At 64.7% G+C, this 23,394-nt stretch carries 18 protein-coding genes and 4 pseudogenes; 11 read left to right on the top strand and 11 right to left on the bottom strand.

Annotated elements, in window-relative coordinates:
* Nucleotides 1-3 precede the first annotated feature (3 nt).
* On the top strand, nt 4-618 hold the full coding sequence (locus DNK59_RS00200; protein WP_110721923.1) for a biliverdin-producing heme oxygenase: 615 nt from the start codon (nt 4-6) through the stop codon (nt 616-618).
* On the top strand, nt 615-2,849 hold the full coding sequence (locus tag DNK59_RS00195; RefSeq protein WP_092310198.1) for an ATP-binding protein: 2,235 nt from the start codon (nt 615-617) through the stop codon (nt 2,847-2,849). The genes DNK59_RS00200 and DNK59_RS00195 overlap by 4 nt, the downstream gene beginning before the upstream one ends.
* A gap of 36 nt (nt 2,850-2,885) precedes the next feature.
* On the opposite strand, the gene DNK59_RS00190 is transcribed toward DNK59_RS00195, so the two are convergent.
* Nucleotides 2,886-3,785 carry a LysR substrate-binding domain-containing protein gene (locus DNK59_RS00190; protein WP_110721922.1) on the bottom strand — a complete coding sequence of 300 codons (900 nt, stop codon included), beginning with the start codon at nt 3,783-3,785 and terminating at the stop codon, nt 2,886-2,888.
* Nucleotides 3,786-3,887: 102 nt separating this feature from the next.
* On the opposite strand from DNK59_RS00190, the gene DNK59_RS00185 reads away from it, so the two are divergent.
* Complete coding sequence (locus DNK59_RS00185; RefSeq protein WP_110721921.1) at nt 3,888-4,817, top strand: DMT family transporter; 930 nt, start codon at nt 3,888-3,890, stop codon at nt 4,815-4,817.
* Between the two features lie 7 nt (nt 4,818-4,824).
* Here the strand turns inward: DNK59_RS00185 and DNK59_RS00180 are convergent, their stop codons facing one another.
* Nucleotides 4,825-6,231 (bottom strand): MFS transporter, encoded by a 1,407-nt coding sequence (locus DNK59_RS00180; protein WP_110721920.1) that lies wholly within the window; start codon nt 6,229-6,231, stop codon nt 4,825-4,827.
* A gap of 97 nt (nt 6,232-6,328) precedes the next feature.
* On the opposite strand from DNK59_RS00180, the gene DNK59_RS00175 reads away from it, so the two are divergent.
* A complete protein-coding gene (locus DNK59_RS00175) occupies nt 6,329-7,213 on the top strand; it encodes a LysR family transcriptional regulator (protein WP_110721919.1) in 885 nt (294 codons plus the stop codon).
* Here DNK59_RS00175 and DNK59_RS00170 read toward each other — a convergent pair.
* Nucleotides 7,203-7,805, bottom strand: coding sequence for a flavin reductase family protein (locus tag DNK59_RS00170; protein WP_110721918.1), 603 nt, complete (start codon nt 7,803-7,805; stop codon nt 7,203-7,205). The genes DNK59_RS00175 and DNK59_RS00170 overlap by 11 nt on opposite strands.
* Nucleotides 7,806-7,968: 163 nt before the next feature.
* On the opposite strand from DNK59_RS00170, the gene DNK59_RS00165 reads away from it, so the two are divergent.
* The 3 genes from DNK59_RS00165 (at nt 7,969) to DNK59_RS00155 (ending at nt 10,343) form a co-directional block, all read left to right on the top strand.
* Entirely contained in the window at nt 7,969-8,742 is a 774-nt protein-coding gene (locus DNK59_RS00165) for an SDR family oxidoreductase (protein ID WP_110721917.1), read from the top strand.
* A 109-nt stretch (nt 8,743-8,851) separates the two neighbouring features.
* Entirely contained in the window at nt 8,852-9,757 is a 906-nt protein-coding gene (locus DNK59_RS00160; protein ID WP_092310177.1) for a LysR family transcriptional regulator, read from the top strand.
* Between the two features lie 58 nt (nt 9,758-9,815).
* The gene (locus tag DNK59_RS00155) at nt 9,816-10,343 is read left to right on the top strand and encodes a GNAT family N-acetyltransferase (RefSeq protein WP_092310174.1); all 528 of its coding nucleotides are present in this window, start codon (nt 9,816-9,818) and stop codon (nt 10,341-10,343) included.
* A 47-nt stretch (nt 10,344-10,390) separates the two neighbouring features.
* Here the strand turns inward: DNK59_RS00155 and DNK59_RS32305 are convergent.
* The 4 pseudogenes from DNK59_RS32305 to DNK59_RS32290 all read right to left on the bottom strand — a co-directional run.
* Nucleotides 10,391-10,825, bottom strand: a pseudogene (locus DNK59_RS32305) (methyl-accepting chemotaxis protein); the annotation flags it as partial.
* A 108-nt stretch (nt 10,826-10,933) separates the two neighbouring features.
* Nucleotides 10,934-11,707 (bottom strand): annotated as a pseudogene (locus DNK59_RS32300) (PAS domain-containing protein); the annotation flags it as partial.
* Between the two features lie 190 nt (nt 11,708-11,897).
* Nucleotides 11,898-12,329 (bottom strand): annotated as a pseudogene (locus tag DNK59_RS32295) (methyl-accepting chemotaxis protein); the annotation flags it as partial.
* 114 nt (nt 12,330-12,443) lie between these two features.
* Nucleotides 12,444-13,214, bottom strand: a pseudogene (locus DNK59_RS32290) (PAS domain-containing protein); the annotation flags it as partial.
* Between the two features lie 215 nt (nt 13,215-13,429).
* On the opposite strand from DNK59_RS32290, the gene DNK59_RS00140 reads away from it, so the two are divergent.
* Nucleotides 13,430-13,924, top strand: coding sequence for a RidA family protein (locus DNK59_RS00140; protein WP_110721915.1), 495 nt, complete (start codon nt 13,430-13,432; stop codon nt 13,922-13,924).
* 23 nt (nt 13,925-13,947) lie between these two features.
* Here the strand turns inward: DNK59_RS00140 and DNK59_RS00135 are convergent, their stop codons facing one another.
* Nucleotides 13,948-14,280, bottom strand: coding sequence for a DUF2790 domain-containing protein (locus DNK59_RS00135; RefSeq protein ID WP_110721914.1), 333 nt, complete (start codon nt 14,278-14,280; stop codon nt 13,948-13,950).
* A 331-nt stretch (nt 14,281-14,611) separates the two neighbouring features.
* Here DNK59_RS00135 and DNK59_RS00130 point away from each other — a divergent pair, with 331 nt between their 5' ends.
* Entirely contained in the window at nt 14,612-15,940 is a 1,329-nt protein-coding gene (locus DNK59_RS00130) for an OprD family porin (RefSeq protein ID WP_110721913.1), read from the top strand.
* A gap of 176 nt (nt 15,941-16,116) precedes the next feature.
* A complete protein-coding gene (locus DNK59_RS00125) occupies nt 16,117-16,329 on the top strand; it encodes a hypothetical protein (protein WP_110721912.1) in 213 nt (70 codons plus the stop codon).
* Nucleotides 16,330-16,504: 175 nt separating this feature from the next.
* On the opposite strand, the gene DNK59_RS00120 is transcribed toward DNK59_RS00125, so the two are convergent.
* From DNK59_RS00120 to DNK59_RS00110, 3 genes are all read right to left on the bottom strand, one after another.
* Nucleotides 16,505-19,642: a CusA/CzcA family heavy metal efflux RND transporter gene (locus DNK59_RS00120; RefSeq protein ID WP_110721911.1), complete on the bottom strand. Its 3,138-nt coding sequence runs from the start codon at nt 19,640-19,642 to the stop codon at nt 16,505-16,507.
* A gap of 26 nt (nt 19,643-19,668) precedes the next feature.
* The gene (locus DNK59_RS00115; RefSeq protein ID WP_110721910.1) at nt 19,669-20,853 is read right to left on the bottom strand and encodes an efflux RND transporter periplasmic adaptor subunit; all 1,185 of its coding nucleotides are present in this window, start codon (nt 20,851-20,853) and stop codon (nt 19,669-19,671) included.
* Between the two features lie 197 nt (nt 20,854-21,050).
* On the bottom strand, nt 21,051-22,301 hold the full coding sequence (locus DNK59_RS00110) for a TolC family protein (protein WP_110721909.1): 1,251 nt from the start codon (nt 22,299-22,301) through the stop codon (nt 21,051-21,053).
* 385 nt (nt 22,302-22,686) lie between these two features.
* On the opposite strand from DNK59_RS00110, the gene DNK59_RS00105 reads away from it, so the two are divergent.
* On the top strand, nt 22,687-23,361 hold the full coding sequence (locus tag DNK59_RS00105; RefSeq protein ID WP_092310144.1) for a heavy metal response regulator transcription factor: 675 nt from the start codon (nt 22,687-22,689) through the stop codon (nt 23,359-23,361).
* Nucleotides 23,362-23,394: the final 33 nt, after the last annotated feature.

Here is a 23,394-nt window from a genome sequence, read left to right as displayed (position 1 = left end):
TGCATGCCGACACCGCACCAAACCAGCACCACTCCCACCCTGCTTCAAGACCTGCGTACCGGCACCGCGACCTTGCACGTAGCCCTGGAGCAACGCCTGCCGTTCTTCTGCGCGCAGCTGGATACAGCCTGGTATCAACGCCTGATCCAGGCCTATTACGGTTTCTATCAGCCCCTGGAGGCGGCCCTGCATGCCAGCGGCCTGGTCCCACAGGGCTACGACACCCAGCAACGCCTGAAGACCCCGACCCTGTTCGCCGATCTGCGTGCTCTGGGCCTGGACGCCGCCAGCATCGAGGCCCTGCCCCGCTGTGAGCACCTGCCCCCCCTGGCCAGCGCCGGGGCCTGCCTGGGCGTGCTCTACGTACTGGAAGGCGCGACCCTGGGCGGACAGATCCTGCGCCGGGAAATGGCCCGGCGCCTGGATCTGGACGCCGATAACGGCGGCGCCTTTCTGGATGTCTATGGGGCTGCCACCGGGCGGCGCTGGAAGGACTTTCTCGACTACCTGGGGCGCATGCCCGACGACGCGAGCACACGCCGACATGTGGTCAGCGCCGCGCAATCCACATTTGCCTGTTTCGAACGCTGGCTCGACCGCCGCGAGGTGCTGCTATGACCCCCCAAGACTCCCAAACCTTCGAACAGTTGCTGGCCAACTGCGCCAACGAACCGATCCGCTCCCCGGGGGCGATCCAGCCCCACGGCGTGTTGCTGACCCTGGACGAACCGCGACTGCACATCCAGCAGATCAGTGCCAACGTCGAAACGCTGCTGGGCCAGCCCGCCGAATCGCTGGCGGGGCAGCCCCTGGAGCAGTTGCTGGGAGCCGCGGACAGCCAACGCATCCGTGAGGTGTTGCAACTTGAGCGGCTGGCCGATGCCCCTGCGCTGTACCTGTCGCTCAACGGCCGACGCTTCGAAGGCTTGCTGCATCGCCACCAGGGGGTGCTGATGCTGGAGCTGGAAATCCAGCCCGATCAGCCGCGGCCACTCACCGGGCAGAACGAGGACCTCGGGCGCCTGTTGCGGCGCCTGCAAGCGGCCAGGACCCTGCACGAGCTGTACGCCATCAGCGTCAGCGAGATCCAGGCCATGACCGGCTACGACCGGGTGCTGATCTACCGCTTCGAGGAGGAAGGCCACGGCCAGGTGATCGCCGAAGCCACTCGTCCCGACATGGAGGTGTTCAACGGCCTGTTCTTCCCCGCCTCGGACATTCCCCAGCAGGCCCGTGAGCTGTACCGCAGCAACTGGCTGCGGATCATCCCCAACGCCGACTACCAACCGGTGCCGCTGCTGCCGACCCTGCGCCCGGACACCCAGGAGCCCCTGGACCTGAGCTTCGCCACCCTGCGCAGCGTGTCGCCGATTCACTGCCAGTACATGAAGAACATGGGCGTGCTGTCGTCCATGAGCATTTCCCTGCTCAAGGACGATCAGCTCTGGGGCCTGATCAGTTGCGGCAACCGCCAGCCGCTGCTGGTGCCCCACGAACTGCGCATTGCCTGCCAGACCATTGGCCAGGTGCTGTCGCTGCAGATCAGCGCCATGGAATCCCTGGACATCAGCCGCCAGCGGGAAGAGAAAGTCACGGCCCTGGCCAGCCTGGAGCAGGCCATGCGCGATGCCGCCGGCAGCGTTTTCGACGGCTTGACCCAGGCACCGCAGCTGCTGCTGGACCTGACCCAGGCCGGCGGCGTGGCGATCATCGAGGACAAGCAACTGCACTGCTTCGGCCAGTGCCCGCCCCGTGAGGAAATCCGCGCCCTGCAGCGCTGGCTGCAAGGCACCGGGCAAGCGGTGTTCGCCAGCCATCACCTGGCCAGCGTGTATCCGCCGGCGGCGAGTTATCAACAGGTGGCCAGCGGCGTCCTGGCCATGAGCCTGCCCAAGCCTGTGGATAACGGCGTGCTGTGGTTTCGCCCGGAGGTGAAGGAAAACATCCACTGGAGCGGCAACCCGGAAAAGCCCCTGGACCTGGAAAGCTCCGATGCGGGCCTGCGTCTGCGGCCACGTACTTCGTTCGAGATCTGGAAGGTGGAAATGGCCGGGATCTCCAGCAAGTGGAGCCACGGTGACCGCTTCGCCGCCAACGACCTGCGCCGCTCGGCCCTGGAACACGACCTGGCCCGCCAGGTGCTGCGCGAGCAGCAGGCGGTGCGCGCCCGGGATGAGCTGGTGGCGGTGGTGTCCCACGACCTGCGCAACCCGATGACCGTGATTTCCATGCTCTGCGGCATGCTGCAGAAGGCCTTCAGCTCCGACGGCCCGCACACTTCACGGCGCATTTCCTCGGCCATCGACACCATGCAACAGGCCGCCAGCCGCATGAACAACCTGCTGGAGGACTTGCTGGACACCTCGAAGATCGAAGCCGGGCGCTACAGCATCGCGCCACAGCCGCTGGAGGTCAGCCAGATCTTTGAAGAGGCCTACTCGCTGCTGGCGCCCCTGGCCCTGGACAAGGCCATCGACATCAGCTTTCACGCCGAGCCGGAGCTGACCATCAATGCCGACCCCGAGCGGCTGTTCCAGGTGCTGTCGAACCTGGTGGGCAACGCCATCAAGTTCACCCCCATGCAGGGCAAGGTCGGGGTGGTGGCGATGTCCGACGGCGAGCAGATCGTCTTCAGCGTCCGCGACAGCGGGGAAGGCATTCCCGCCGACCAGTTGCCGTTCATCTTCGATCGCTACTGGACCATGAAGGAAGGCAACCCCAACGGCACCGGCCTGGGGCTGTACATCACCCAGGGCATCATCCAGGCCCACGGCGGCAAGATCGAGGCCCACAGCGAACCGGGCAAGGGCAGCGAGTTCCGCTTCAGCGTGCCCCGCGCCAACCTCTGAGCCGTCCCCCGGGGCTGTCGGTTCAGCCCCGGGCGCTCATTCAACCGCCTGAGCCACCAGCCAGTCACGAAACAACTGGCCGCTGGCGGACAAGCGCTTGTGCCGAGGGTGCACCAGATAATCCGCCTGCCCGGTGCGGAACGCCCACTGGCCAACTCGTTGCAACTCGCCCCGGGCCACCAACTGGCTGGCCATGAAATCCCAGCCCAGGCCAACCCCCATGCCCTGCTGCACCGCGCTGAACATCAGGGTCAGCTGGTTGAAACCCATGGCGCCCGGCGGCGCGCTGTAGTCCAAGCCGAAATGGCGGAACCAGTCCCGCCAGTCGATGCAGTTCCAGGCCGAGGCATCCAGCTGGATCAGCGGCAGCTCGGCCAGTTGCACCAGCTCGCTGACCTCGGGCAACGCCAGATGCCGGCTGACGATCGGATAGACGACTTCATCGAACAGCGACACCGCCGCCAGGGACGACCAGTGCCCGGCGCCATAGAGAATGCCGAAGTCATGCTCGGCGACGCTGGATTCATCCATGTCGTTGTTGGCGTGGATGCTCACGGTGATCTCCGGGTGCTGCTTGTTGAACGCCAGCAAGCGCGGGAACAGCCAGAACTGCGCCACCGCATGGGTGCATTGCACGGTAATGGTGTTGGCGTCGCGCCCGGCTCGCAGGCGGCTGACGCTGCGCAGCAGGGCTTCCAGCTGGGTGCTGACCTCGGCGAACAGCGAAGCGCCGCTGGCGGTGAGCTTCACGCCCCGGGCCTGACGCTCGAACAACTCGGTCTTCAGCGACAGCTCCAGGGCACGGATCTGTTTACTGACCGCGCTCTGGGTCAGGCACAGCTCGGTGGCGGCGCGGGTAAAGCTGGCGTTGCGCCCCACCGCCTCGAAGGTCACCAGGGTTTCCAACGGCGGCAAATGGCGCGCGAAACGACTCATCAGACATTCCCCAGAAGAATAGGTAGGTGCCTATATATCCTTTGTCCGTCCGGTCAGCAATGGCTAGCCTGCGCAGCCTGATGAACCTGTACGAGTGTTTGCATGAAACGCGGAATTGCTTATGCCGCCCTGGCCGGTGCGGTCTGGGGCCTGGCCATTGTGGTGCCCAGCCTGTTGCCTGAATTCAGCCCGCTGATGCTCAGCTGTGCCCGCTTCAGCCTGTACGGCGCATTCTCTCTGCTCCTGGCTGCGCCCCAGGCCCGGGAGCTGCTGCAACGCCTGACCTGGAACGATGCCGCGCTGCTGGTGAAACTGGCGCTGACCGGCAACCTGATCTATTTCATGCTGCTGGCCAGCGCCATTCAGTGGGCCGGAGTGGCCAGCACGGCGTTGATCGTCGGCCTGTTGCCGCTGACCATCACCCTGGCCGGACGCGGCGATGTCGATGCCCTGCCCCTGCGCCGGCTGCGCTGGCCCTTGCTGCTGGTGTTCGCCGGCATCTGCTGCATCAACCTCGACACCCTGCTGACTGCGCAGAGCGATTCGCTGGAGCTGGGCCAGCGCGCCCTCGGCCTGCTCTGCGCCTTCGGTGCCCTGCTGTGCTGGACCTGGTTCGCCACCGACAACGCCCGCTACCTCAAAGGCAGCCGCTTCAACAGCAGCCAGTGGTCGACCCTGTGGGGCATCACCACTGGGCTGATGAGCGCCCTGGTCTGGCTGCTGGCGGACGGCCTGGCACTGCCCGGCACCCAGGTCGAGGCCGGGGAGCAGCGCTGGATGCTGTTCTGGGGCCTGAGCCTGTCCAGCGCGGTGCTCGGCTCCTGGTTCGGCAATCGCATGTGGAATGCCTCGACCCGACGCCTGCCCCTGACCCTGAGCGGCCAGTTGATCGTGTTCGAGACGCTGTTCGCCCTGCTCTACGGCTTCATCAGCCTGAAGCACCTGCCGAGCCTGTTGCAAAGCTCGGCGGCCCTGCTGTTGCTGGCCGGGGTGCTGTGGGCGGCGCGACGGCACCTGCCCCAGCCCCACTGATGGTGCCTCAGCCCTGGGTCGCGGAAGTGGCCACCAGGGTCCCCGACGCCCTGGGCAGGCGCAGCGCCAGCAAGGCCCCGAGCAAGGCCAGCAAGGCACTGGCGGCAGTGGCCAGTTCGATACCGTGAGCCTGATTGCCCGCGGGGCCCAAGGTGTTGGCCAGCGACACCAGCAGCGCCAGCCCCAAGGCCCCGCCGATCTGCTGGCTGGTGGAGGCCACGCCTGCCGCCACCCCCTGCTCGGCAGCGGCAATGCCCTGCCCGGCCGAAACCCACATTGAAGTCCAGGTCATGCCCTGGCCGATGCTCATCACCACGATGCCCGGCAGCAGGCCGACAAAACCCAAGCTGCCGGGCAGGCCCAGGTAGATCATGCCGATGCCCACGGCCCCCGCCAGCAGGCCGCTGACCAGGGTCGCCCGCAAGCCGATGTGCAGCAGCGCCCGCTCCGCCACCCAGATGCCCAGCGTGCACAGCAGGGTCGAGGGCAGGAACGCCAACCCGCTCTGCAGCACGCTGAATTGATAGACCTGCTGGAAATACAGGCTGAGGAAGTAGTACTGCACGCCAAAACTGCTCATGAACAGCGCAGTGATCAGCATGGCCATGCGCAGCTGTGGATAACCCAGCAGGCGCAGCGGCATCAGCGGGTCGCGGCAGCGTTGTTCCTGGCGCACGAACAGCCCGAGCAAGGCCAGCGACAACACCAGGCAAACCAGGGTCCCCGGTGCGCTCCAGCCCCACTCCGGGCCCTGGACGATGGAAAACACCAGCAGGGTGCCGCCCAGGGTCACGGTCAGCGCGCCACGCAGGTCGAACGGGCGGTTGCGCTGGCGTGGCGGGTCCGCGGGGATCCAGCGTCGGGCCAGCAGCGCACAGGCACCGGCCAGGGGCACGTTGACCAGAAACACCGCTTCCCAGCCCCAGTACTGGGTCAGCACCCCGCCCAGCAACGCGCCGAGTGCCAGCCCCGCCGCCGAGGCCGCGCTCCACACCGCAAAGGCCCGGTTACGCGCCGGCCCTTCGGCGTACCAGGTATTGATCAGGGCCAGGGTCGCGGGGAACAGCATCGCCCCGCCGACGCCCTGCAGCGCCCGCGACAGCACCAGCAACAGCGCGCTGCCACCCAGGCCGCCGGCCAGGGATGCCAGGGCATACAGCGACTGCCCGACCCTGTAGAAACGCCGCTTGCCCAGCAGGTCCGCCGCGCGCCCGCCCAGCAGCAGGAAACCACCGAACGCCACGCTGTAGGCGCTGACCACCCATTGCAATTGCTGGGCGGAGAACCCCAGGCGAAGGCCGATTTCCGGCAACGCCACGAAGACGATGGTGGCATCCAGGGCAATGATCAGCTGCGCGGTGGCCAGCAGTGACAGCATCCAGCCCGACGGCTTGGCTAACGGGGTCGCGGACATCGCAAGAATCCTTGTGTGGAAATAAGCGGCGGCCAGTGTCATCGATGCGCTTTAAATGATAAATACGGTCATCACTCTTTCAGTAATGACTTTAATCATGGATCTGAATGCCCTTCGGCTGTTGGTCCGGGTCGCCGAAACCCGCAGTTTTACCCGCGCTGCCGGTGACCTGGGGCTGACCCAGTCCGGCCTGTCCCGCGCCATATCGCGCCTGGAGCAACAGCTCGGCGTGCGCCTGCTGCAACGCAACACCCGCAGTGTCAGCCTGACCCCGGACGGCCAGCTGCTGGTGGAGCGGGCAGCGCCATTGCTGGCGGAGTTGGCCAACACCGAGAGCCTGCTGCTGGACCGCCGCGATTCACCCAGCGGGATGTTGAAGATCAGTACGCCGTCGCTGTTCGGGCGCAAGGTGGTGATGCCGGTGATTGGCGAGCTGACGGCCCAGCATCCCCAGCTGAGCATCGAGGCGGTGATGACCGACCGGGTGGTGGATATCGTCGATGAGGGCTTCGACGCGGTACTGCGCACCGGCCTGATCCAGGATCAGCGCCTGATCGCCCGGCCCTTGCCGCCCCTGCGCTGGGTCACTGTGGCGGCACCGGCCTACCTGGAACGCCACGGCACGCCGCGACAGCTGGCGGACCTGCAACAACACAACTGCCTGACGGTGCGCAACCTGCGCAGCGGCCGGCTGGTGGAGTGGCAGTTCATGGACCAGGGCAAGCCCCTGGACCTGGCGGTGCAGGGGCGGCTGATCTTCGACATCGGCGATGCCCTGGTGGATGCAGTGCTCGGCGGGTTCGGCATTGCCCAGTTGATGGAGTTCGCCGTGCGCGATGCCCTGGATGCCGGCCTGCTGCTGCCGGTGCTGCAGGCGCATGCCGGGCGCAGTCGCGAACTGTCGCTGGTGTATCCACCCTCGCGCCAGTGTTCGCCGAAGCTCACCGCCTTTGCCGACGCCCTGGGCCGGATCAACTGGTAGGAAGGGGCAACTGACGACCGTCAACGGCGCTGCCGATGGTCAGGAAATGCCCGCCCGCCACATGGTGCAGGGTGCGCAACGAGTCCTGCCCGTCGAAGTGCCAGCGGCCCTCGCTGAATACTCGCGTATCGGCCTGGGCGGCGATCACTTCCCCGAGGAACAGGTCGTACTGCTGGTGATTGTGCGGCTCGGGCAGCAGCCGGCATTCCAGCCAGGCCACGCAGCCTTGCAGCAGGGGAGCCGCAAGGGCCTGACCGCTGAAGGTCGACAAGCCATAGGCGGCGAACTTGTCACTGCCGGCCTGCTGCAGCTCCAGTCCGGAGCTGTTGCCCAGGCTCTGCACGATGTCCACCTGGGCGGCGCAGGGCACGTTGAGGACAAAAGTGCCCGAGGCTTCCAGCAGCTGCCGGGTCCAGGTGGACTTGTCGAGCACCACGGCGACTTTCGGCGGCTGGAAATCCAGGGGCATGGCCCAGGCCGCCGCCATGATGTTGCGCTGCCCGCCGTGGGCGGCACTGACCAGCACGGTAGGGCCGTGGTTGAGCAGGCGGTAGGCTTTTTCCAATGGCACCGGACGACGAAATGCAGGCATGGCAGGCTCCTGAAAAAAGTCCGATTGTAGACCTATCCGCGACCTGTGCAGCCACACTGATTGGGCGGACTTTCTGGACAGTCCGTCCAGTCGCCGCTGGCTGATCAACGCCATGGCAGACACTAGACTCAGCCTTCACCTCAACCGTTGAAGGACCCGCGCCATGACTGATCACTCCCTCAAGAACAAAGTCGTGCTGATCGCCGGCGGGGTGAAAAACCTCGGTGGCCTGATTGCCCGCGATCTTGCCAGCCACGGTGCCAGGGCCGTGGCCGTGCACTACAACAGCGACGCCAGTCAGGCCGATGCCCAGAACACCCTGGAGGCGCTCAAGGCCCTGGGGGTCGACGCCCACGCCTGGCAGGCCGACCTGACCCGCGCCGGTGCGGTGGAGCGTCTGTTCAACGAGGTCAAGGCACGCTTCGGCAAGATCGACATCGCCATCAACACCGTCGGCAAAGTGCTGAAGAAACCCATCATCGAGATCAGCGAGGACGAGTACGACCAGATGTTCGCGGTCAATGCCAAGAGTGCGTTCTTCTTCATCAAGGAAGCCGGCAAGCACCTGGAGGACAACGGCAAGCTGGTGACCCTGGTGACGTCGCTGTTGGGGGCCTTCACTCCGTTCTATGCCGCCTACGGCGGTTCCAAGGCGCCGGTGGAACACTTCACCCGGGCCGCGGCCAAGGAGTTCGGCGCCCGGGGCATCTCGGTGACCGCTGTCGGACCGGGGCCCATGGACACGCCGTTCTTCTACCCCGCTGAAGGCGCCGACGCCGTGGCCTATCACAAGAGCGCGGCGGCCCTGTCGCCGTCGAGCAAGACCGGGCTCACCGATATCGAGGACGTGGTGCCGTTCATTCGCCATCTGGTGACCGAAGGCTGGTGGATCACCGGCCAGACCTTACTGATCAACGGCGGCTACACCACCAAGTAATCCTGGCGCCCACGGGGTAAATTGGCCTGCCGGGCCGCTGCATCGACCGCCTCGGACGATGCAGCGCTCCACCGCCGTCAGGCGTACCCGAACCAGGATCGTTCATACGATGGATAAGCTTGAGCAATACCGCGTGTTCATCCAGGTGGCCGACATGGGCAGCTTCATCAAGGCCGCCCATGCCCTGGAGCTGCCACGGGCCACGGTTTCTTCCGCCGTGCAGCAACTGGAAACCGGCCTCGGCACGCGACTGCTGCACCGCACCACAAGGCATGTGCAACTGACAGCCGATGGCGCCATTTTGCTGGAGCGGGCACGGCGCCTGCTGGCGGACGCGTCGGAGCTCAACCAGTTGTTCCACCATCGCCTGGTGGATGTCAGCGGGCGCTTGAATATCGACGTGCCCAGCCGCATTGCCCGGCGCCTGATCGTGCCCGCCCTGCCCCAGTGGCTGACGCAGTACCCCGACCTGCAACTGGCCCTGGGCGCCAGCGACCGCAGCATCGATCTGGTCCAGGAAGGCATCGACTGCGCGATCCGCGTCGGCAGCCTGGCGGACAGCAGCCTGATCGCCCGGCCCCTGGGGCAGCTGGCCATGATCAATTGCGCCAGCCCCGCCTATCTTTCCGAACACGGCGAACCCCACACCCCCCTGGATTTGCAGAACGGCCAATGGATGATCGGTTACGCCTCCCCGGACACCGGTCGCGAACAGCCCTGGGAGTACCTGCTGCAAGGGCGCGAACATCTTCTGGGCCTGCCCAGCCGGGTGATCGTCAACAACGTCGAGAACTACATCGCCTGCTGTCGCCAGGGCCTGGGGCTGATTCAGGTGCCACGTTTCGACGTGCAGCACCTGCTCGATCGCGGCGAGCTGGTGCAGGTGCTCAAGCAGTTGCCGGTGGCGCCGATGGACATCTGCGCCCTGTACCCCGACCGCCGCCATCGTTCGCGCCGGCTGAACGTGTTCATCGAATGGTTCGCCGAATTGATCGATCCGCATCTGCAGGCTTGATGCACACAAGGCAATCGTGAGATGAAAGCGCCTGCAACGGATTGAGATTCCCCGGACCATGAGCCACCTGCAGCTGTGCGCACCACAACTGGACGACTGGCAGGAACTGCTGGCGTTTGAACAAGAAAACCGCGCTTTTTTCGAAGCCTCGATCAATGCCCGCCCCGCGGCGTACTACTGCGCCGAAGGGGTTGCCGAGGCCATCGCCCAAGCGCAACAGGACGCCGCCGCGGATCGCGGCTATCAGTTTCTGATTCGACAGGATTCGCAACTGGTGGGGCGCATCAATCTGCACCGGGTGCAGCGCCCCTACTTCAATTGCGCCGAGCTGGGCTATCGCGTGGGCGCCCGATTCAATGGCCGGGGTATCGCCCGGGCGGCGGTGACGCAGGTGCTGCGACGGGCCTTCGGCGAGTTGCAGTTGAGCCGCATCGAAGCCAACGCCCGTCCGGAAAACCTCGGCTCGGTCAGGGTCCTGGAGGCGTCCGGATTCTCCTGCTACGGCCATTCACGCCGCAGCTTCCTGCTGCATGGACAGTGGTTCGACCGCTTGCACTACGAGTGCCATGCCCCCCTGCCGCGCTGAGCCCATCCGCGCCCACAGGCGCGGAGCCTGAACCGGCAGCACGCCACTCAGGTGGACAGTTGACTGGCGAACTGCCCCACCGCGTCCACCACTTTCTGGGCACCGTCCTGAATCTCGACGATCACCGTGCCGGCCTCCGCCGCCAGGGTCAGGCCCTGCTCGGCCTGCTGCCGCCCTTCGGCCATCAGCTCCACCGCTGAGCGGGCCATGTCCTGGTTGTGCCGGACCACGCCGACGATCTCGTCGGTGGCGTTGCTGGTCCGCGAGGCCAGTTGCCGGACCTCGTCGGCGACCACGGCGAAACCGCGCCCCTGCTCCCCGGCCCGGGCCGCCTCGATCGCCGCGTTAAGCGCCAGCAAATTGGTCTGTTCGGCAATCCCGCTGATGGTCTTGACGATGCTGCCAATCACCAGGGACTGCTCGTTCAGGGCTTCGATACCGTCACCGGCCTCTTGCATGCACTTGGCCAGGTCACGCATCACGTCCAGGGTCTCGGTGACTACCGCCGAGCCGCGCTGGGCACTGGTATCGGTTTGCCGGGAGATGCTGTAGGCGATGTCGGCGGCCTCGGCCACCGAGCGTTCCTGGTTCACCTGATCGGTGATCAGGGTGGCGAACTTCACCACTTTGTACAGCTGGCCGTTGGCATCCAGCACCGGGTTGTAAGAGGCATCGAGCCACACCACCCGGCCCTGGCTGTCGATTCGCTTGAAGCGGTCGGCGACATATTCACCGGCGTTCAAGCGCGCCCAGAACGCCTGATACGACGGCCCTTCATATTCCTCGGGAGCACAGAAAAGACGGTGGTTCTGACCCTGCACTTCATCGAGGCGGTAACCCATGCACGCCAGAAACCGCGGGTTGGCGGTCAACACCCGGCCTTGCAGGTCGAACTCGATCACCGCAGTGGACCGCAGCAACGCCGCCATCAGGTTTTCATGCTCGCAGGCGCTTTGCACCGCGGCCGTCTGGTCGGTGCAGATCAGCGAGTAGTGGTCCAGATGCCCGGCTGGGTCGTGGATCGGCTGGACACAGGCATGCAACCAGGCATCGCGGCCGTCGCCACGTTGCAAGCGCAATTGGCCGATGTAGCTTTCGTTGCGCCCCAGGGCCGCCCTGAAGGAGCGATACAGCTGCCCCGCCTGCGCATGACTCGACACGATCTGCTCCAGGGGATGCCCACAGAGCCGTTGCTCATCGAGGCCCAGGGTCCGTGTGAAGTTCTCGTTGACCCGACGGATCACCCCTTCGCTATCCAGTTCGATGCTGAGCACCTGGGTTTCCAGACAGGCCTTGAATTGCTGCAGAGCGCTCAGCTCATCGCTCAGGGAGGCAAGCTGTTGTTTCAGACGTTTATTGAACATGGACACACCGACAGACTAAGAGTGGATACAACGATCCCTAGCCATCGGCACCCTGTGACCTTTCTCCAAGCTGCCCCCGGAAGTTCAGAAACCTCCTAGCAGCTCTTCAGAAAACTCCTACAACCCCCCGGAGCCAGCGCACGCCGCTCCGAGAGCATCGAGCCCTGCCCCGCCTGCGGGGCCGTCACCCTCAGCTCGACAGTTGATTGGCGAACTGCCCCACCGCACTCACCACCTTCTGCGCGCCGTCCTGGATCTCGACGATCACCGTACCGGCCTCCGCCGCCAGGGCCAGGCCCTGCTCAGCCTGCAACTTGCCTTCGGCCATCAGTTCCACGGCGTCACGGGCCATGTCCTGGTTCTGCCGAACCACGCCGACGATTTCCTCGGTGGCCTTGCTGGTCCGCGAGGCCAGTTGCCGGACCTCGTCGGCGACCACGGCGAAACCGCGCCCCTGCTCCCCGGCCCGGGCTGCCTCGATCGCCGCGTTGAGGGCCAGCAGGTTGGTCTGCTCGGCAATCCCGCTGATGGTCTTGACGATGCTGCCAATCACCAGGGACTGCTCGTTCAGGGCGCCAATGCCCTCGCCGGCGTCCTGCATGTGCCTGGCCAGATCGCGCATCACGTTCACCGCCTCGGTGACCACGGTGGTGCCACGCTGGGCACAGTTGTCGGTCTGCAACGAGGTGCTGTAGGCAATGTTGGCCGCTTCGGCCACGGCCAGTTCCTGATTCACCTGATCGGTGATCACGGTGGCGAACTTCACAATCTTGTAAAGCTTGTTGTTGGCGTCCAGCACCGGGTTGTAGGACGCCTCCAGCCAGACCGTGCGGCCATGGGCATCGATGCGCTTGAAACGGTCGGCGATGAATTCCCCGGCATTCAGGCGTTTCCAGAACGCCTGATAGGCCGCGCTGTTGTACTCCTCAGGCTCACAGAACATGCGGTGATGCTTGCCCTTGATCTGCGCCAGGCTGTAGCCCATGCCGGAGAGGAAACGGTCATTGGCCATCAGCACATGGCCATTGAGGTCGAACTCGATCAGTGCGGTGGAGCGCATCAGCGCACCGATCAGGTTCTCGTGCTCCCGGGAGGCCTCGATGGTGCGGGTCAGGTCGCTGGAGAAAATCGCGAAGTACTTGATCCGCCCCTCGGAATCGCGAACCGGCTGGGAGATCGAGCGCAGCCAGGCCTCCTCGCCGTTGCCCCGCAGCAGGCGCACCGCGCCGGCAAAGTGCTCGCCCCGGGCCAGGGTCGCCTTGAAGCGCTGGTGAAACTCATCGTGCTTGACGTGGGCCGGAACGATGTCTTCCAGGGACCGCCCCAGCAGGTCGCCGCTCTTGTAGAGCATTTCCTGGGCGAAGTTGTGGTTGACCGATTGAATCCGTCCATCGGCGCTCAAATTGATCACGAGCATCTCGCTTTCAAGGCTTTCCTTCACTTGCTGAAGGCTCGAGAGTTCTTCACGAAGAGCCGCCAGCTCTTGCTTCAAGCGTTTATTGAACATGGGGAGGCACCGGGAGGACATAAAAAAATAGGCTGCTGTGGGCCTAACATCGGCCCTGAAAGTTATTTCTTAATAGCAACCCGGAGTTGTCTGACAAAAATAATTCAACCGTCGGCAAAGCCCCTGCCTGCGGGGCTTTTCCCGAAGATTTACCGGCGCTCTGGAGCGCGTATAGTCGGCATCGGGAAATCTCAGGCGATCGACGGAGTTGAACTATGGATGCATCACGCAAAGCGCTTTTTCAGCAGGAAGCAGCAAGGGTTGGGCACCGTTTCGACGGCGAGATGCGCATTGGCGGCAACTATGTGCCGGCAGTGCGCAATGGCGATGAGGTGTACGTCAGCGGACAGATCCCGCGCATCGACGACAAGGTGATGGTGGTCGGCCGGGTAGGCGCCGAAACCAGCCTGGAGCAGGCCCGCCACGGGGCACAAATCTGTACCCTGCGGGCCCTGGCGATCCTTGAGCAACTGCTCGGCGACCTGCAACGGATCCGGCGCATCCTGCGGATCAACGTCTACGTGCAGAGCGCGGCGGACTTTACCCAGCAGAGCGAGGTGGCGGACGGCGCCTCAGAGGTGCTCTATTCGATCTTCGCCGACGCCGGGGTGCACACGCGCACCTCGGTGGGGGTCTATCAATTACCGAAAAATGCCTCGGTGGAAGTCGACATGATCGTCGCCCTGCACCCTGAACCCGGCAACGACTGAAGGCCGCGCCAGCCTCTGATGGGTCAGCTGCCGTTGTTGCGGCACTGACCCATGACCTGGTACTCGATGGTCTTGAGCTGGCCGGCGGAGTCTTCGTAGGTCATGCGCGAAGGCACCACGTTGCAGGACTTGATCGGCGGGGTGACGCTGACCACCCTGGCGATATCCAGATCCATGCCGTAGCGGGAGTTCTGCACCACCGGCGCCGGCTTGCCCTGACTCGCCGCATAACGCTCCATGGCCTTCTGGTTCTCCACCATGGCCCGGGCAAAGGTGCGATCTCCACCGCCTTCGGCCAGGGCCAGGGAAGAGAGGGACAGCAGCAGCGCGGCGATACTCAGGTTGAAAGCTTTCATGACAGTTTCCTCGTGCAGTGGACAGCAACGAGGATAAGCAACCGCCCCTTTCACAATGATCACGGGCACATTACTTATCTGTAATGCGTCTGCCCGCGTGGTCCCGGTGCGCCATCCAACGCCCGGTTCATCGGGGTTTCAGGGGCGCTGCCGGCGCCTGTCGACGAGCCTTTCTTGCACAATTGTAATCAGCGGGTCACCGCGCCGTTATCTGCCGTTTGCAACTATCGACGGCGACTTTCAGGGCGTTACCACGCCTGTTGGTCGAGCCCAATAAGAACGCCTCTGGCGATATATAAGTTGATAGCTGCCAACACTCAGGAGCGACCCCATGCGTATCAATCCCCCCTTGTCCCTGTCCGTGCTCGCCGCGGTGCTGGGGCTTTGTCCCGTGGCCGCGGTGGCCGCCGAGGAACGCCCCGAAGGCTTTGTCGAAGGCAGCCGCCTCGACGTGCTGCTGCGCAATTACTACTTCAACCGCGATGATCGCAAAGGCCAGTCCAGCCCCACCGGCAACGGCTATTCCGAAGCCTGGGCCCAGGGCCTGATCGGCCAGTTCCAATCCGGTTTCACCCAGGGTACGGTCGGCTTCGGTATCGACGCCTTTGCCATGTATGGCCTCAAGCTCGACTCCGGCAGCGGGCGCAGCGGCGGCCGTGGCTCCTTCGGCATGCTGCCGGTGAACCACGACAACCAGCCCGCCGACGGCTACGGCAAGGCCGGCGGCGCGGTGAAACTGCGGGCCCTGGATACCGTGCTGAAAGTCGGCGACGTGTTCCCCAAGACCCCGGTGGTGCACTACGGCGATTCGCGCCTGCTGCCGGAAAGCTTTCGCGGGGTGACCCTGGAAAACACCAGCCTCAACGGTCTCAACCTGCAAGGCGGGCGCCTGCACGCCATGAGCCAGCCCGACAGCAGCGGCATGCGCGACGGCTTCGCCACCTTCTACGCTGGCAAGGTCGACTCACCCTGGGTCGGCTACTTCGGTGGCGACTACAAGCTCAACCCCAACCTCAGTTTCAGCCTCTACAGCAGCCGCCTGAAAGACGCCTGGGACCAGTACTACTTCGGCACGGCGGTGAACTACCCGGTGTCCGACGACCTGACCCTGTTCAGCGGCTTCAACTATTACAAGGCCGTGGACGAGGGCAAGAAACTGCTGGGCGAGTTCGACAACAACATCTGGAGCGCCAAGGTCGGCGCCACCTACGGCGCCCACACCCTGGCCCTGTCGCACCAGCGCAACAACGGCAATGACGACTTCGACTACCTGCGCCAGTCGGACTCGATCTTTCTCGACAACTCGATCCAGTACAGCGACTTCAACTCGCCCAAGGAACGCTCGTGGATGGTCCGCTACGACCTCGACATGCAGACCTTCGGCATTCCCGGTCTGTCCTTCATGACCCGTTACGCCCGCGGTAGCGGCGCCGACTACAGCCACGCCAACTCGGTGTACATGCGCCGCGACGCGGCGGGTGATCCGCTGACCGATCAACGACGCTGGGAACGGGACATCGAAGCCAAGTACGTGTTCCAGGACGGCACGCTCAAGGACCTGTCCCTGCGCATCCGCCAGGCGACCATCCGTTCCAGCCAGTTCGAATCCGACCTGGAGGAATTCCGGCTGATCGTCGAGTACCCGTTGGCCCTGCTCTAGAGCGTCTGGCCGGGCAGGTTGCGGCCTGCCCGGTGTTAAAACTTCTTCACAGACTCGCGCCTTTCAGAACTGTAATATCGGCCTCACCTTCTCGTTAGGTTGGCCTCCCTATACTCCCGGACACACTCAGATCCGCCGGACTTTTCCCGGCCCGAGAGCTTGTCAGGAGTCCATCCATGCGCCCAACCCAATTGTTGTTGATCGGCCTTCTGGCCACTACCAGCTCCGCCACCTGGGCCGCTGATGGCAGCGAACGCCCACAGCAGGTCCGCGAAGCCTTTCTGGCCAGCCAGGAGCAGATCCGCGGCGACGCCAACCAGGAAACAGCCAGCACCGGCAAAACCGCTCGCGATGCGTCTGCGCCCACCGCGGCTGAAGAAGACATCTGACGGCGATTGCCCACCGAGCACATTCATCTCTTGAAGCGTTTTTTCTGATGCTCCTTTGGAAAGAGATGAATTTTTAGCGTCCCAATGGGGCGCTTTTTTTTTGCCCGAAAATTGCCCGAGGGGCCAGCACCTATAGCCGCTGCCTGCGGCAGCGGCTATAGGAAGCGGCAAGCGATCAATCGTCTTCCTTGCGGTGAGCCCATTGGTACAGCGCAGGCAATACCAGCAAGGTGAGGATGGTGGACGACAGGATGCCGCCAATCACTACGGTCGCCAGGGGCCGTTGCACCTCGGCACCGGTGCCGGTGGCCAGGGCCATGGGGATGAAGCCCAGCGATGCCACCAGGGCAGTCATCAGCACCGGGCGTAAACGGGTCAGGGCACCTTCGTGAATGGCCGTGGACAAGGTGCGCCCTTCCTCGCGCAGGTTGCGGATAAAGGCAATCATCACCAGGCCGTTGAGCACCGCGACACCGGACAGGGCGATGAACCCGACGCCCGCCGAGATCGACAACGGAATGTCTCGCAGCCACAGGGCCATGATCCCGCCGGTCAGGGCAAAGGGAATGCCGGTGAACACCAGCAGGCCGTCCTTGAGGTTGTTGAACATCATGAACAACAGGCCGAACACCAGCAGCAGCGCCACCGGCACCACCACTTGCAGGCGCTGGGAAGCCTCCTGCAACTGCTCGAACTGGCCGCCCCAGGTGGTCCAGTATCCCGCGGGCACCTTGACCTTGCCGGCAATCAAGGCCGTGGCTTCCTCGACGAAGGAGCCGATGTCGCGGCCGCGCACGTTGGCGCTGACGATCACCAGGCGCTTGCCGTTCTCGCGGCTGACCTGGTTGGGGCCCAGGACCAGGTCGAGGCTGGCCACTTCCGACAGGGCGATAAAACCGATCTGCCCGTTGCCCGTACTCGTGCTCGCCGGTATCGGGATCAGCAGCCGCGACAGGCCGTCGATGTCGGTACGCAGTTGATCCGACAGACGCACCACCATGTCGAAACGCCGGTCGCCTTGGTACAGGGTGCCGGCCTGACGCCCGCCCACCGCCACGGCGATGGTGTCCTGCACATCGCCCACGTTGAGGCCGAAACGCGCGGCCTTGTCGCGGTCGATATTGATGGTCAGTACCGGCAACCCCGAGGTCTGTTCCACCTTGACTTCCGAGGCGCCGGACAAGCCTTGCAACGCTGCGGCGATTTCATTGGCGGTCTTGTTCAGCACGTTCATGTCGTCGCCGAACACCTTGACCGCGACATCGCTGCGCACTCCGGAAATCAGCTCGTTGAAGCGCAGCTGGATCGGCTGCGACAGCTCGTAGGCACTGCCCGGCACCCGAGCACTGGCGCGCTGGATATCGGCGATCAGAGCCTCGCGGGACTTGCCCGGATCGGGCCACTGGGCCTTGGGCTTGAGCATCACGTAGCTGTCGGAAATGTTCGGCGGCATCGGGTCCGAGGCGATCTCCGCGGTGCCGGTACGGGCAAACACTCGCTCGATCTCCGGCACCTGCGCCAGCAGGGTCTTCTCCAGGCGCTGCTGCAGGTCCACCGATTGCGTGAGGCTGGTGCCGGGCACCCGCAGGGCCTGCTGGGCGAAGTCGCCTTCGCTGAGGCTGGGGATGAATTCGCTGCCCATGCGACTGGCCAGCACAGCGCTGCCCAGCAGGATCGCCGCGGCCAGGGCGAAGGTCGCCGCACGATGGCCCATGACCCAGTCCAGCACCGGTGCGTAGCCCCGCTTGGCGCTGCGCACCAGCAGGTTTTCCTCTTCCTTGACCTTGCCGGTGACGAACAGTGCGATGGCCGCCGGGACGAAGGTCACCGACAGGATCATCGCCCCCAGCAAGGCCATGACCACGGTGAAGGCCATGGGATGGAACATCTTCCCGGCCACCCCGGTCAGGGCAAAGATCGGCAGGTACACCACCATGATGATCAACTGGCCGAAGATCAGTGCACGCCGCGCCTCCCTGGCCGCGGCAAAGACTTCGTGCAGGCGTTCGGAGCGAGTCAGCATGCGTCCGTGGTGCTGCTGGGCATGGGCCAGGCGGCGGATGGCGTTCTCCACGATGACCACCGCGCCGTCGACGATGATGCCAAAATCCAGGGCGCCGAGGCTCATCAGGTTGGCGCTGACCTTGTTGCTGAACATGCCGGTGAAGGTGAACAGCATCGACAGCGGAATCACCAGGGCGGTGATCAGCGCCGCACGGATATTGCCCAGGAACAGGAACAGAATCACGATCACCAGCAGCGCGCCTTCGAAGAGGTTCTTCTTCACCGTGGCGATGGCTTTTTCCACCAGGTTGGTGCGGTCGTAGACCGTGACCGCCACCACCCCTTCGGGCAGCGAGCGGTTGATCTCTTCGAGTTTTTTCGCCACCGCCTGGGACACGCTGCGGCTGTTCTCGCCAATCAGCATGAACACCGTGCCCAGCACCACTTCGCGACCGTTTTCGGTGGCGGCGCCGGTGCGCAGTTCGCGGCCGATCTGCACCTGGGCGACGTTGCGCACGCGGATCGGCGTGCCGTCGCTGCTGCTGATGACGATGTTGGCGATGTCCTCGATGGACGCCAGTTGCCCCGGCGCGCGAATCAGCAACTGCTCGCCGCTGCGCTCGATGTAGCCGGCGCCAACGTTGGCGTTGTTGCGCTCCAGGGCCGTCACCAGATCATTCAGGGTCAGCCGGTAAGCCGCCAGGCGCTTGGGGTCCGGGGCGATCTGGTACTCCTTGGCGAAGCCACCGATGGTGTTGATCTCGGCCACGCCCTGCACGTTGCGCAACTGCGGCTTGATGATCCAATCCTGGATCACCCGCAGGTCGGTGGGGGTGTAGGGCGTGCCGTCTTCCTTGCGCGCGCCCTCCTCGGCCTCCACGGTCCACAGGAAGATTTCCCCGAGTCCGGTGGAGATCGGCCCCATCACCGCCTCCACGCCTTGAGGCAATTGCTCGCGCGCCACCTGCAGCCGCTCATTGACCAGTTGCCGGGCGAAGAACAGGTCGGTGCCGTCCTTGAAGATCACCGTGACCTGGGACAGGCCCGAGCGCGACAGCGAACGGCTCTGCTGTAACCCCGGCAGGCCGGCCATGGCGGTTTCGATGGGAAAGGTGATGCGCTGCTCGGTTTCCAGGGGCGAAAAACCCGGCGCCGCCGAGTTGATCTGCACCTGGACGTTGGTGATGTCGGGCACCGCGTCGATCGGCAGTTTCTGGTAGCTGGCGATGCCGACGCCGGCCATCAGCAGCACCGCCAGAAGAACGATGATGCGTTGCTCGATGGCAAATTGAATGATGCGTTCAAACATGGGAAAGCACTCTCTGCTGTGACCGATCAATGGCCGTGGTCGGCCGTGCCTTTGCCCAGTTCGGACTTGAGGGTGAAACTGCCGCGGGTGGCCACCTGGGCTCCGGCCGCCAGCCCTTCGCGGACCTCGACGAAACCGTCATCGGCGGCACCGGTGACCACCGGCGTGGCCTGGAAGCCCTCGGCCACCCGGACAAACACCGACGGCCGGTCCTCCACGGTCTGGATCGCGCTCTGCGGCACGCTGACCGGCGCCTCGAAGGCTTCGGTGGCCACCTGCACCGCAACGAACAGCCCCGGGCGCCAGGCGTCATTCGGGTTGGCCAGGGTCACCCGCACCGTGGCGGTCCGGGTCTGCTCCCCCAGCAGGCTGCCGACGTAAGCCACCTGGCCCTGGACCTGGGTCCCCAGTTCGCTGGAGCTGACACTCACGGGCTGGCCGACCCGGACCTTGCCCAGGTCCTTGGGGAACACACCGAAAGTGGCCCAGACCCGGGACAGGTCCGAGAGGGTGAAGGCCGCACTGTTCTCGCTCACCACCTCGCCGACGCTGAGGTGCTTTTCCACCACCACGCCATCAAAGGGCGCGCGCATTTCATAGCGATTGCCCCCCGCCAACTGGGCGCTGCCACTCAGGGCATTCATCTTCTGGCGGGCATTGTCGAGGGCGATTTGTGCTTCTTGCAGGTTCTGGCGGGCCAGCAGGTAATCCTGTTCGGCGGAGATCTGATCGATCCACAACTGCCGCTCGCGCTCGAAGGTGGTACGGGCCAGCTCCACCCGCCGTCCGGCGGCCGCCAGCTCGCTGCGCTGGTCGGACACCTGCGGGCTGGCGATCACCGCCAGCAGCTCGCCGCGCTTGACCGACTGCCCCAGATTGACCTGCACCGACTCCACGACCCCGGCGGCCCGGGGCACGATGTGCGAGGTGCGATCCTCGTCGAAGCGGATTTCCCCCGGCAGGCTCAGCACTCGCTTGAGCTGCCGCGGACCGGCCTCGGCCAGCTCGATCCCGGCGGCCTGGATCTGCTCGGCGCTGAGCTCCAGGTGACCTTCGGGCTCCTCGGCGCCGTGCCCGACCGGTTCGGCGACATCCGTCCGCTTGGCGCCGGCAGGCGCCCCGGGGGCGGACAGGCCCGGCAACAGCAGGGCCGCCGCTCCCAGGCCAACCACCGCGGTCATGACCATTATCAGGCTGCGTTTTTTATCCATGGGTACTCCTGAGAATCGAGGTTCGGCAGCGCGCGAAGCGCCTTACGAGGTAGGCGAAAAGAAAAAGTCGTCGAGGGCCCGATGCCATTCATGAACACACCAGTGCCGGGGCGGCTCCTCGGGTGGCGTCCCAGGCCCGGCACTGCAATCGCTGATTAGCAGGGCAAGCAGGCAGACCAGGCCCCGCAGCCCGGCTTTCACCAGCGGCTGAGGTCGCCGTAGATGCGCTCGATCCGCACCCAGGCATCGGTGGTTTGCGCCACGGCGGCGAGGTATTGGCTGCGGGCGCCGATCAGCGTGCGCTGGGCGTCCAGTACTTCGAGGAAACTGAACTTGCCCATCTCGAAGCCCCGGGTGGCACTGTCCACCGCGCGCTGGGCGGCGGGCAGGATGGTCTGGTTGAAGGCCTGCACTTCGCCCCTGGCGGTGCTCCATTGCTCCAGGGCCTGGCGGGTTTCACTGCGCAGGCGCAGCTCCGTGGCGTTGCGCAGGTCCCGGGCCTGATCGGCGCGGCGCGCGGCGGACAGCAGATTGCCCTGGTTGCGGTTGAACAGCGGCAACGGCATGGACAGGCCCAGCAGATTGACCCGCTCACGGGCGCTGGCGTCGTACTGGCTGCCGATGCTGACGTCCAGATCGGGAATCCGCTGGGCCTTCTCCAGCCCCAGGGATGCCTCGCGCTGAACGATTTCCTGCTCCGCCAGGCGCAACTCCGCCGTCTCCGGCAAGCGGCTCAACAACTGCGCCGAGGCTGGCAGCGTGGTCAGCGCCCGGGACGGCTGCTGCACCGCCGAGAAGTCCGTGGCGGCGCTGCCGGTGATCCTGGCCAGTTGCTGATAGGCAATGTCTTGCTCCATCTGTCCACGGCTGAGTTCCAGACGAACCTCGGCCAGTTGCACCTGGGCCCGGGTGGCTTCCACCGGCGAAGCCTTGCCGGCATTGACCCGCCCCTGGGCCACGTTCACCCCGCGTTCGGCCAGGGCCAGCGAGCGCCCGGCCAGTTGCGTGCGCTCCTGGGCCTGCAACGCAGCGTAGTAAGCCTGTAGAACATCGGCCCGCAGCTGATTGCCGCGTCGCTCCAGCTCCAGGGCGGCCAGCTCCTGGCCACGACTGGCCACCTCCACCCGGGCGCCACGCTTGCCACCCAGTTCCAGCGCCTGACTGAGCTTGACCGAGGTGGTGCGCGAATCCCTGCGGGTGTCCTCGGCGTCCACCGAGAGCACCGGGTTGGGCAGCAACCCGGCCTGTTGCCGGGCGCCCTGGGCGATATCGATCTCCCAGCGTGCGGCAGCCAGTTCGGGGTTGTTGGCCATGGCCTTGGCCAGGGCACTGTCCAGGCTCAGGACGGAGGCTTGGGCAACGCTCAGCGGCGCGGCCGCCAGGACCAGCCACAGCAGTAAGCGGCAGGTCGGCGCAGCCCGGGCGGGTGTTCTCGGGAAAGTCGGCATAACAGGTTCCGGCCCCTGGTGAGGCAAAGTTTCTGCAAAGCGGCGCGGAACATATCGCGGGATATACAAAGAGGGCCCCGATCGATATGAAACTGCAACACTGCGCCCATTGGCAGAATGAGTTTCAAGTTCAACCCAGGGTAACTTTCAGCGGTTATCAGCAGAGTGGCGCAAAGATTACAAATCCGTTAGCCAAGGCTCTGGCTCAAGGTTCTGTATTAATATCCGGGCATTGAAAGCAAGTGCAGTGCACGCTTTAAAGCGATCCCCCATCAACTTGCAGATCGTTCAAAGTGCATATGACCGAGCACACTCGCCGCGCATCTTCAGCGCCGCTTTCAACAACTTTCCTTACTGCCCGTTATCCACCGAGAACTTCACTCGCATGCGCATCCTGGTTATCGAAGACGAACTCAAAACCGCCGAGTACCTGCATCAGGGACTGACCGAAAGCGGTTATGTGGTGGATTGCGCCAATACCGGCGCGGATGGCCTGCACCTGACCCGTCAGCACGCCTATGACCTGGTGATTCTCGACGTCAACCTGCCGCAGATCGACGGCTGGGGAGTGCTGTCCCAGATCCGCCAGAACAGCAGCACCCGGGTCATGATGCTGACCGCCCAGGGCCGACTGGCGGACAAGATTCGCGGCCTGGATCTGGGCGCCGATGATTACCTGGTCAAACCGTTCGAGTTTCCCGAGTTGCTGGCCCGGGTCCGCACCCTGATGCGCCGCAGCGAACAGAAACCGGTGCCGGATGTGTTGCGCGTTGCCGACCTGGAACTGGATCAGAGCCGCCACCGGGCCTTTCGCGGCAAACAGCGCATCGACCTGACCACCAAGGAGTTCGCCCTGCTGCACCTGCTGATGCGCCAGAGCGGCGTGGTGCTGTCGCGAACCCAGATCATCTCCTTTGTCTGGGACATGAACTTCGATTGCGACACCAATGTGGTGGAAGTCTCGATCCGCCGCCTGCGGGCGAAGATCGACGACCCGTTCGAACGCAAGCTGATCCACACCTTGCGCGGCGTGGGTTACGTCCTCGAAGAACGCGACTGAGGCGCGAGGCCGGGTTCGCGGGGGCGCCAGCTC

The sequence above is a fragment of the Pseudomonas sp. TKO26 genome (assembly GCF_003225665.1).
In the GTDB taxonomy this organism is placed as follows: Bacteria; Pseudomonadota; Gammaproteobacteria; order Pseudomonadales; family Pseudomonadaceae; genus Aquipseudomonas; species Aquipseudomonas saponiphila.
Note: the sequence above shows the minus strand (reverse complement) of the source record. Positions and strands in the feature narration are given on the sequence as shown.

Excerpts from the sequence above, each read along its gene's own strand:
- DNK59_RS00130 (WP_110721913.1), top strand. The coding sequence starts at position 14,612 with ATGCGTATCAATCCCCCCTTGTCCCTGTCCGTGCTCGCCGCGGTGCTG.
- DNK59_RS00165 (WP_110721917.1), top strand. The coding sequence starts at position 7,969 with ATGACTGATCACTCCCTCAAGAACAAAGTCGTGCTGATCGCCGGCGGG.
- DNK59_RS00110 (WP_110721909.1), bottom strand. The coding sequence starts at position 22,301 with ATGCCGACTTTCCCGAGAACACCCGCCCGGGCTGCGCCGACCTGCCGC.
- DNK59_RS00155 (WP_092310174.1), top strand. The coding sequence starts at position 9,816 with ATGAGCCACCTGCAGCTGTGCGCACCACAACTGGACGACTGGCAGGAA.
- DNK59_RS00185 (WP_110721921.1), top strand. The coding sequence starts at position 3,888 with ATGAAACGCGGAATTGCTTATGCCGCCCTGGCCGGTGCGGTCTGGGGC.
- DNK59_RS00105 (WP_092310144.1), top strand. The coding sequence starts at position 22,687 with ATGCGCATCCTGGTTATCGAAGACGAACTCAAAACCGCCGAGTACCTG.
- DNK59_RS00190 (WP_110721922.1), bottom strand. The coding sequence starts at position 3,785 with ATGAGTCGTTTCGCGCGCCATTTGCCGCCGTTGGAAACCCTGGTGACC.
- DNK59_RS00160 (WP_092310177.1), top strand. The coding sequence starts at position 8,852 with ATGGATAAGCTTGAGCAATACCGCGTGTTCATCCAGGTGGCCGACATG.
- DNK59_RS00120 (WP_110721911.1), bottom strand. The coding sequence starts at position 19,642 with ATGTTTGAACGCATCATTCAATTTGCCATCGAGCAACGCATCATCGTT.
- DNK59_RS00115 (WP_110721910.1), bottom strand. The coding sequence starts at position 20,853 with ATGGATAAAAAACGCAGCCTGATAATGGTCATGACCGCGGTGGTTGGC.
- DNK59_RS00170 (WP_110721918.1), bottom strand. The coding sequence starts at position 7,805 with ATGCCTGCATTTCGTCGTCCGGTGCCATTGGAAAAAGCCTACCGCCTG.
- DNK59_RS00175 (WP_110721919.1), top strand. The coding sequence starts at position 6,329 with ATGGATCTGAATGCCCTTCGGCTGTTGGTCCGGGTCGCCGAAACCCGC.
- DNK59_RS00140 (WP_110721915.1), top strand. The coding sequence starts at position 13,430 with ATGGATGCATCACGCAAAGCGCTTTTTCAGCAGGAAGCAGCAAGGGTT.
- DNK59_RS00180 (WP_110721920.1), bottom strand. The coding sequence starts at position 6,231 with ATGTCCGCGACCCCGTTAGCCAAGCCGTCGGGCTGGATGCTGTCACTG.
- DNK59_RS00125 (WP_110721912.1), top strand. The coding sequence starts at position 16,117 with ATGCGCCCAACCCAATTGTTGTTGATCGGCCTTCTGGCCACTACCAGC.
- DNK59_RS00200 (WP_110721923.1), top strand. The coding sequence starts at position 4 with ATGCCGACACCGCACCAAACCAGCACCACTCCCACCCTGCTTCAAGAC.
- DNK59_RS00195 (WP_092310198.1), top strand. The coding sequence starts at position 615 with ATGACCCCCCAAGACTCCCAAACCTTCGAACAGTTGCTGGCCAACTGC.
- DNK59_RS00135 (WP_110721914.1), bottom strand. The coding sequence starts at position 14,280 with ATGAAAGCTTTCAACCTGAGTATCGCCGCGCTGCTGCTGTCCCTCTCT.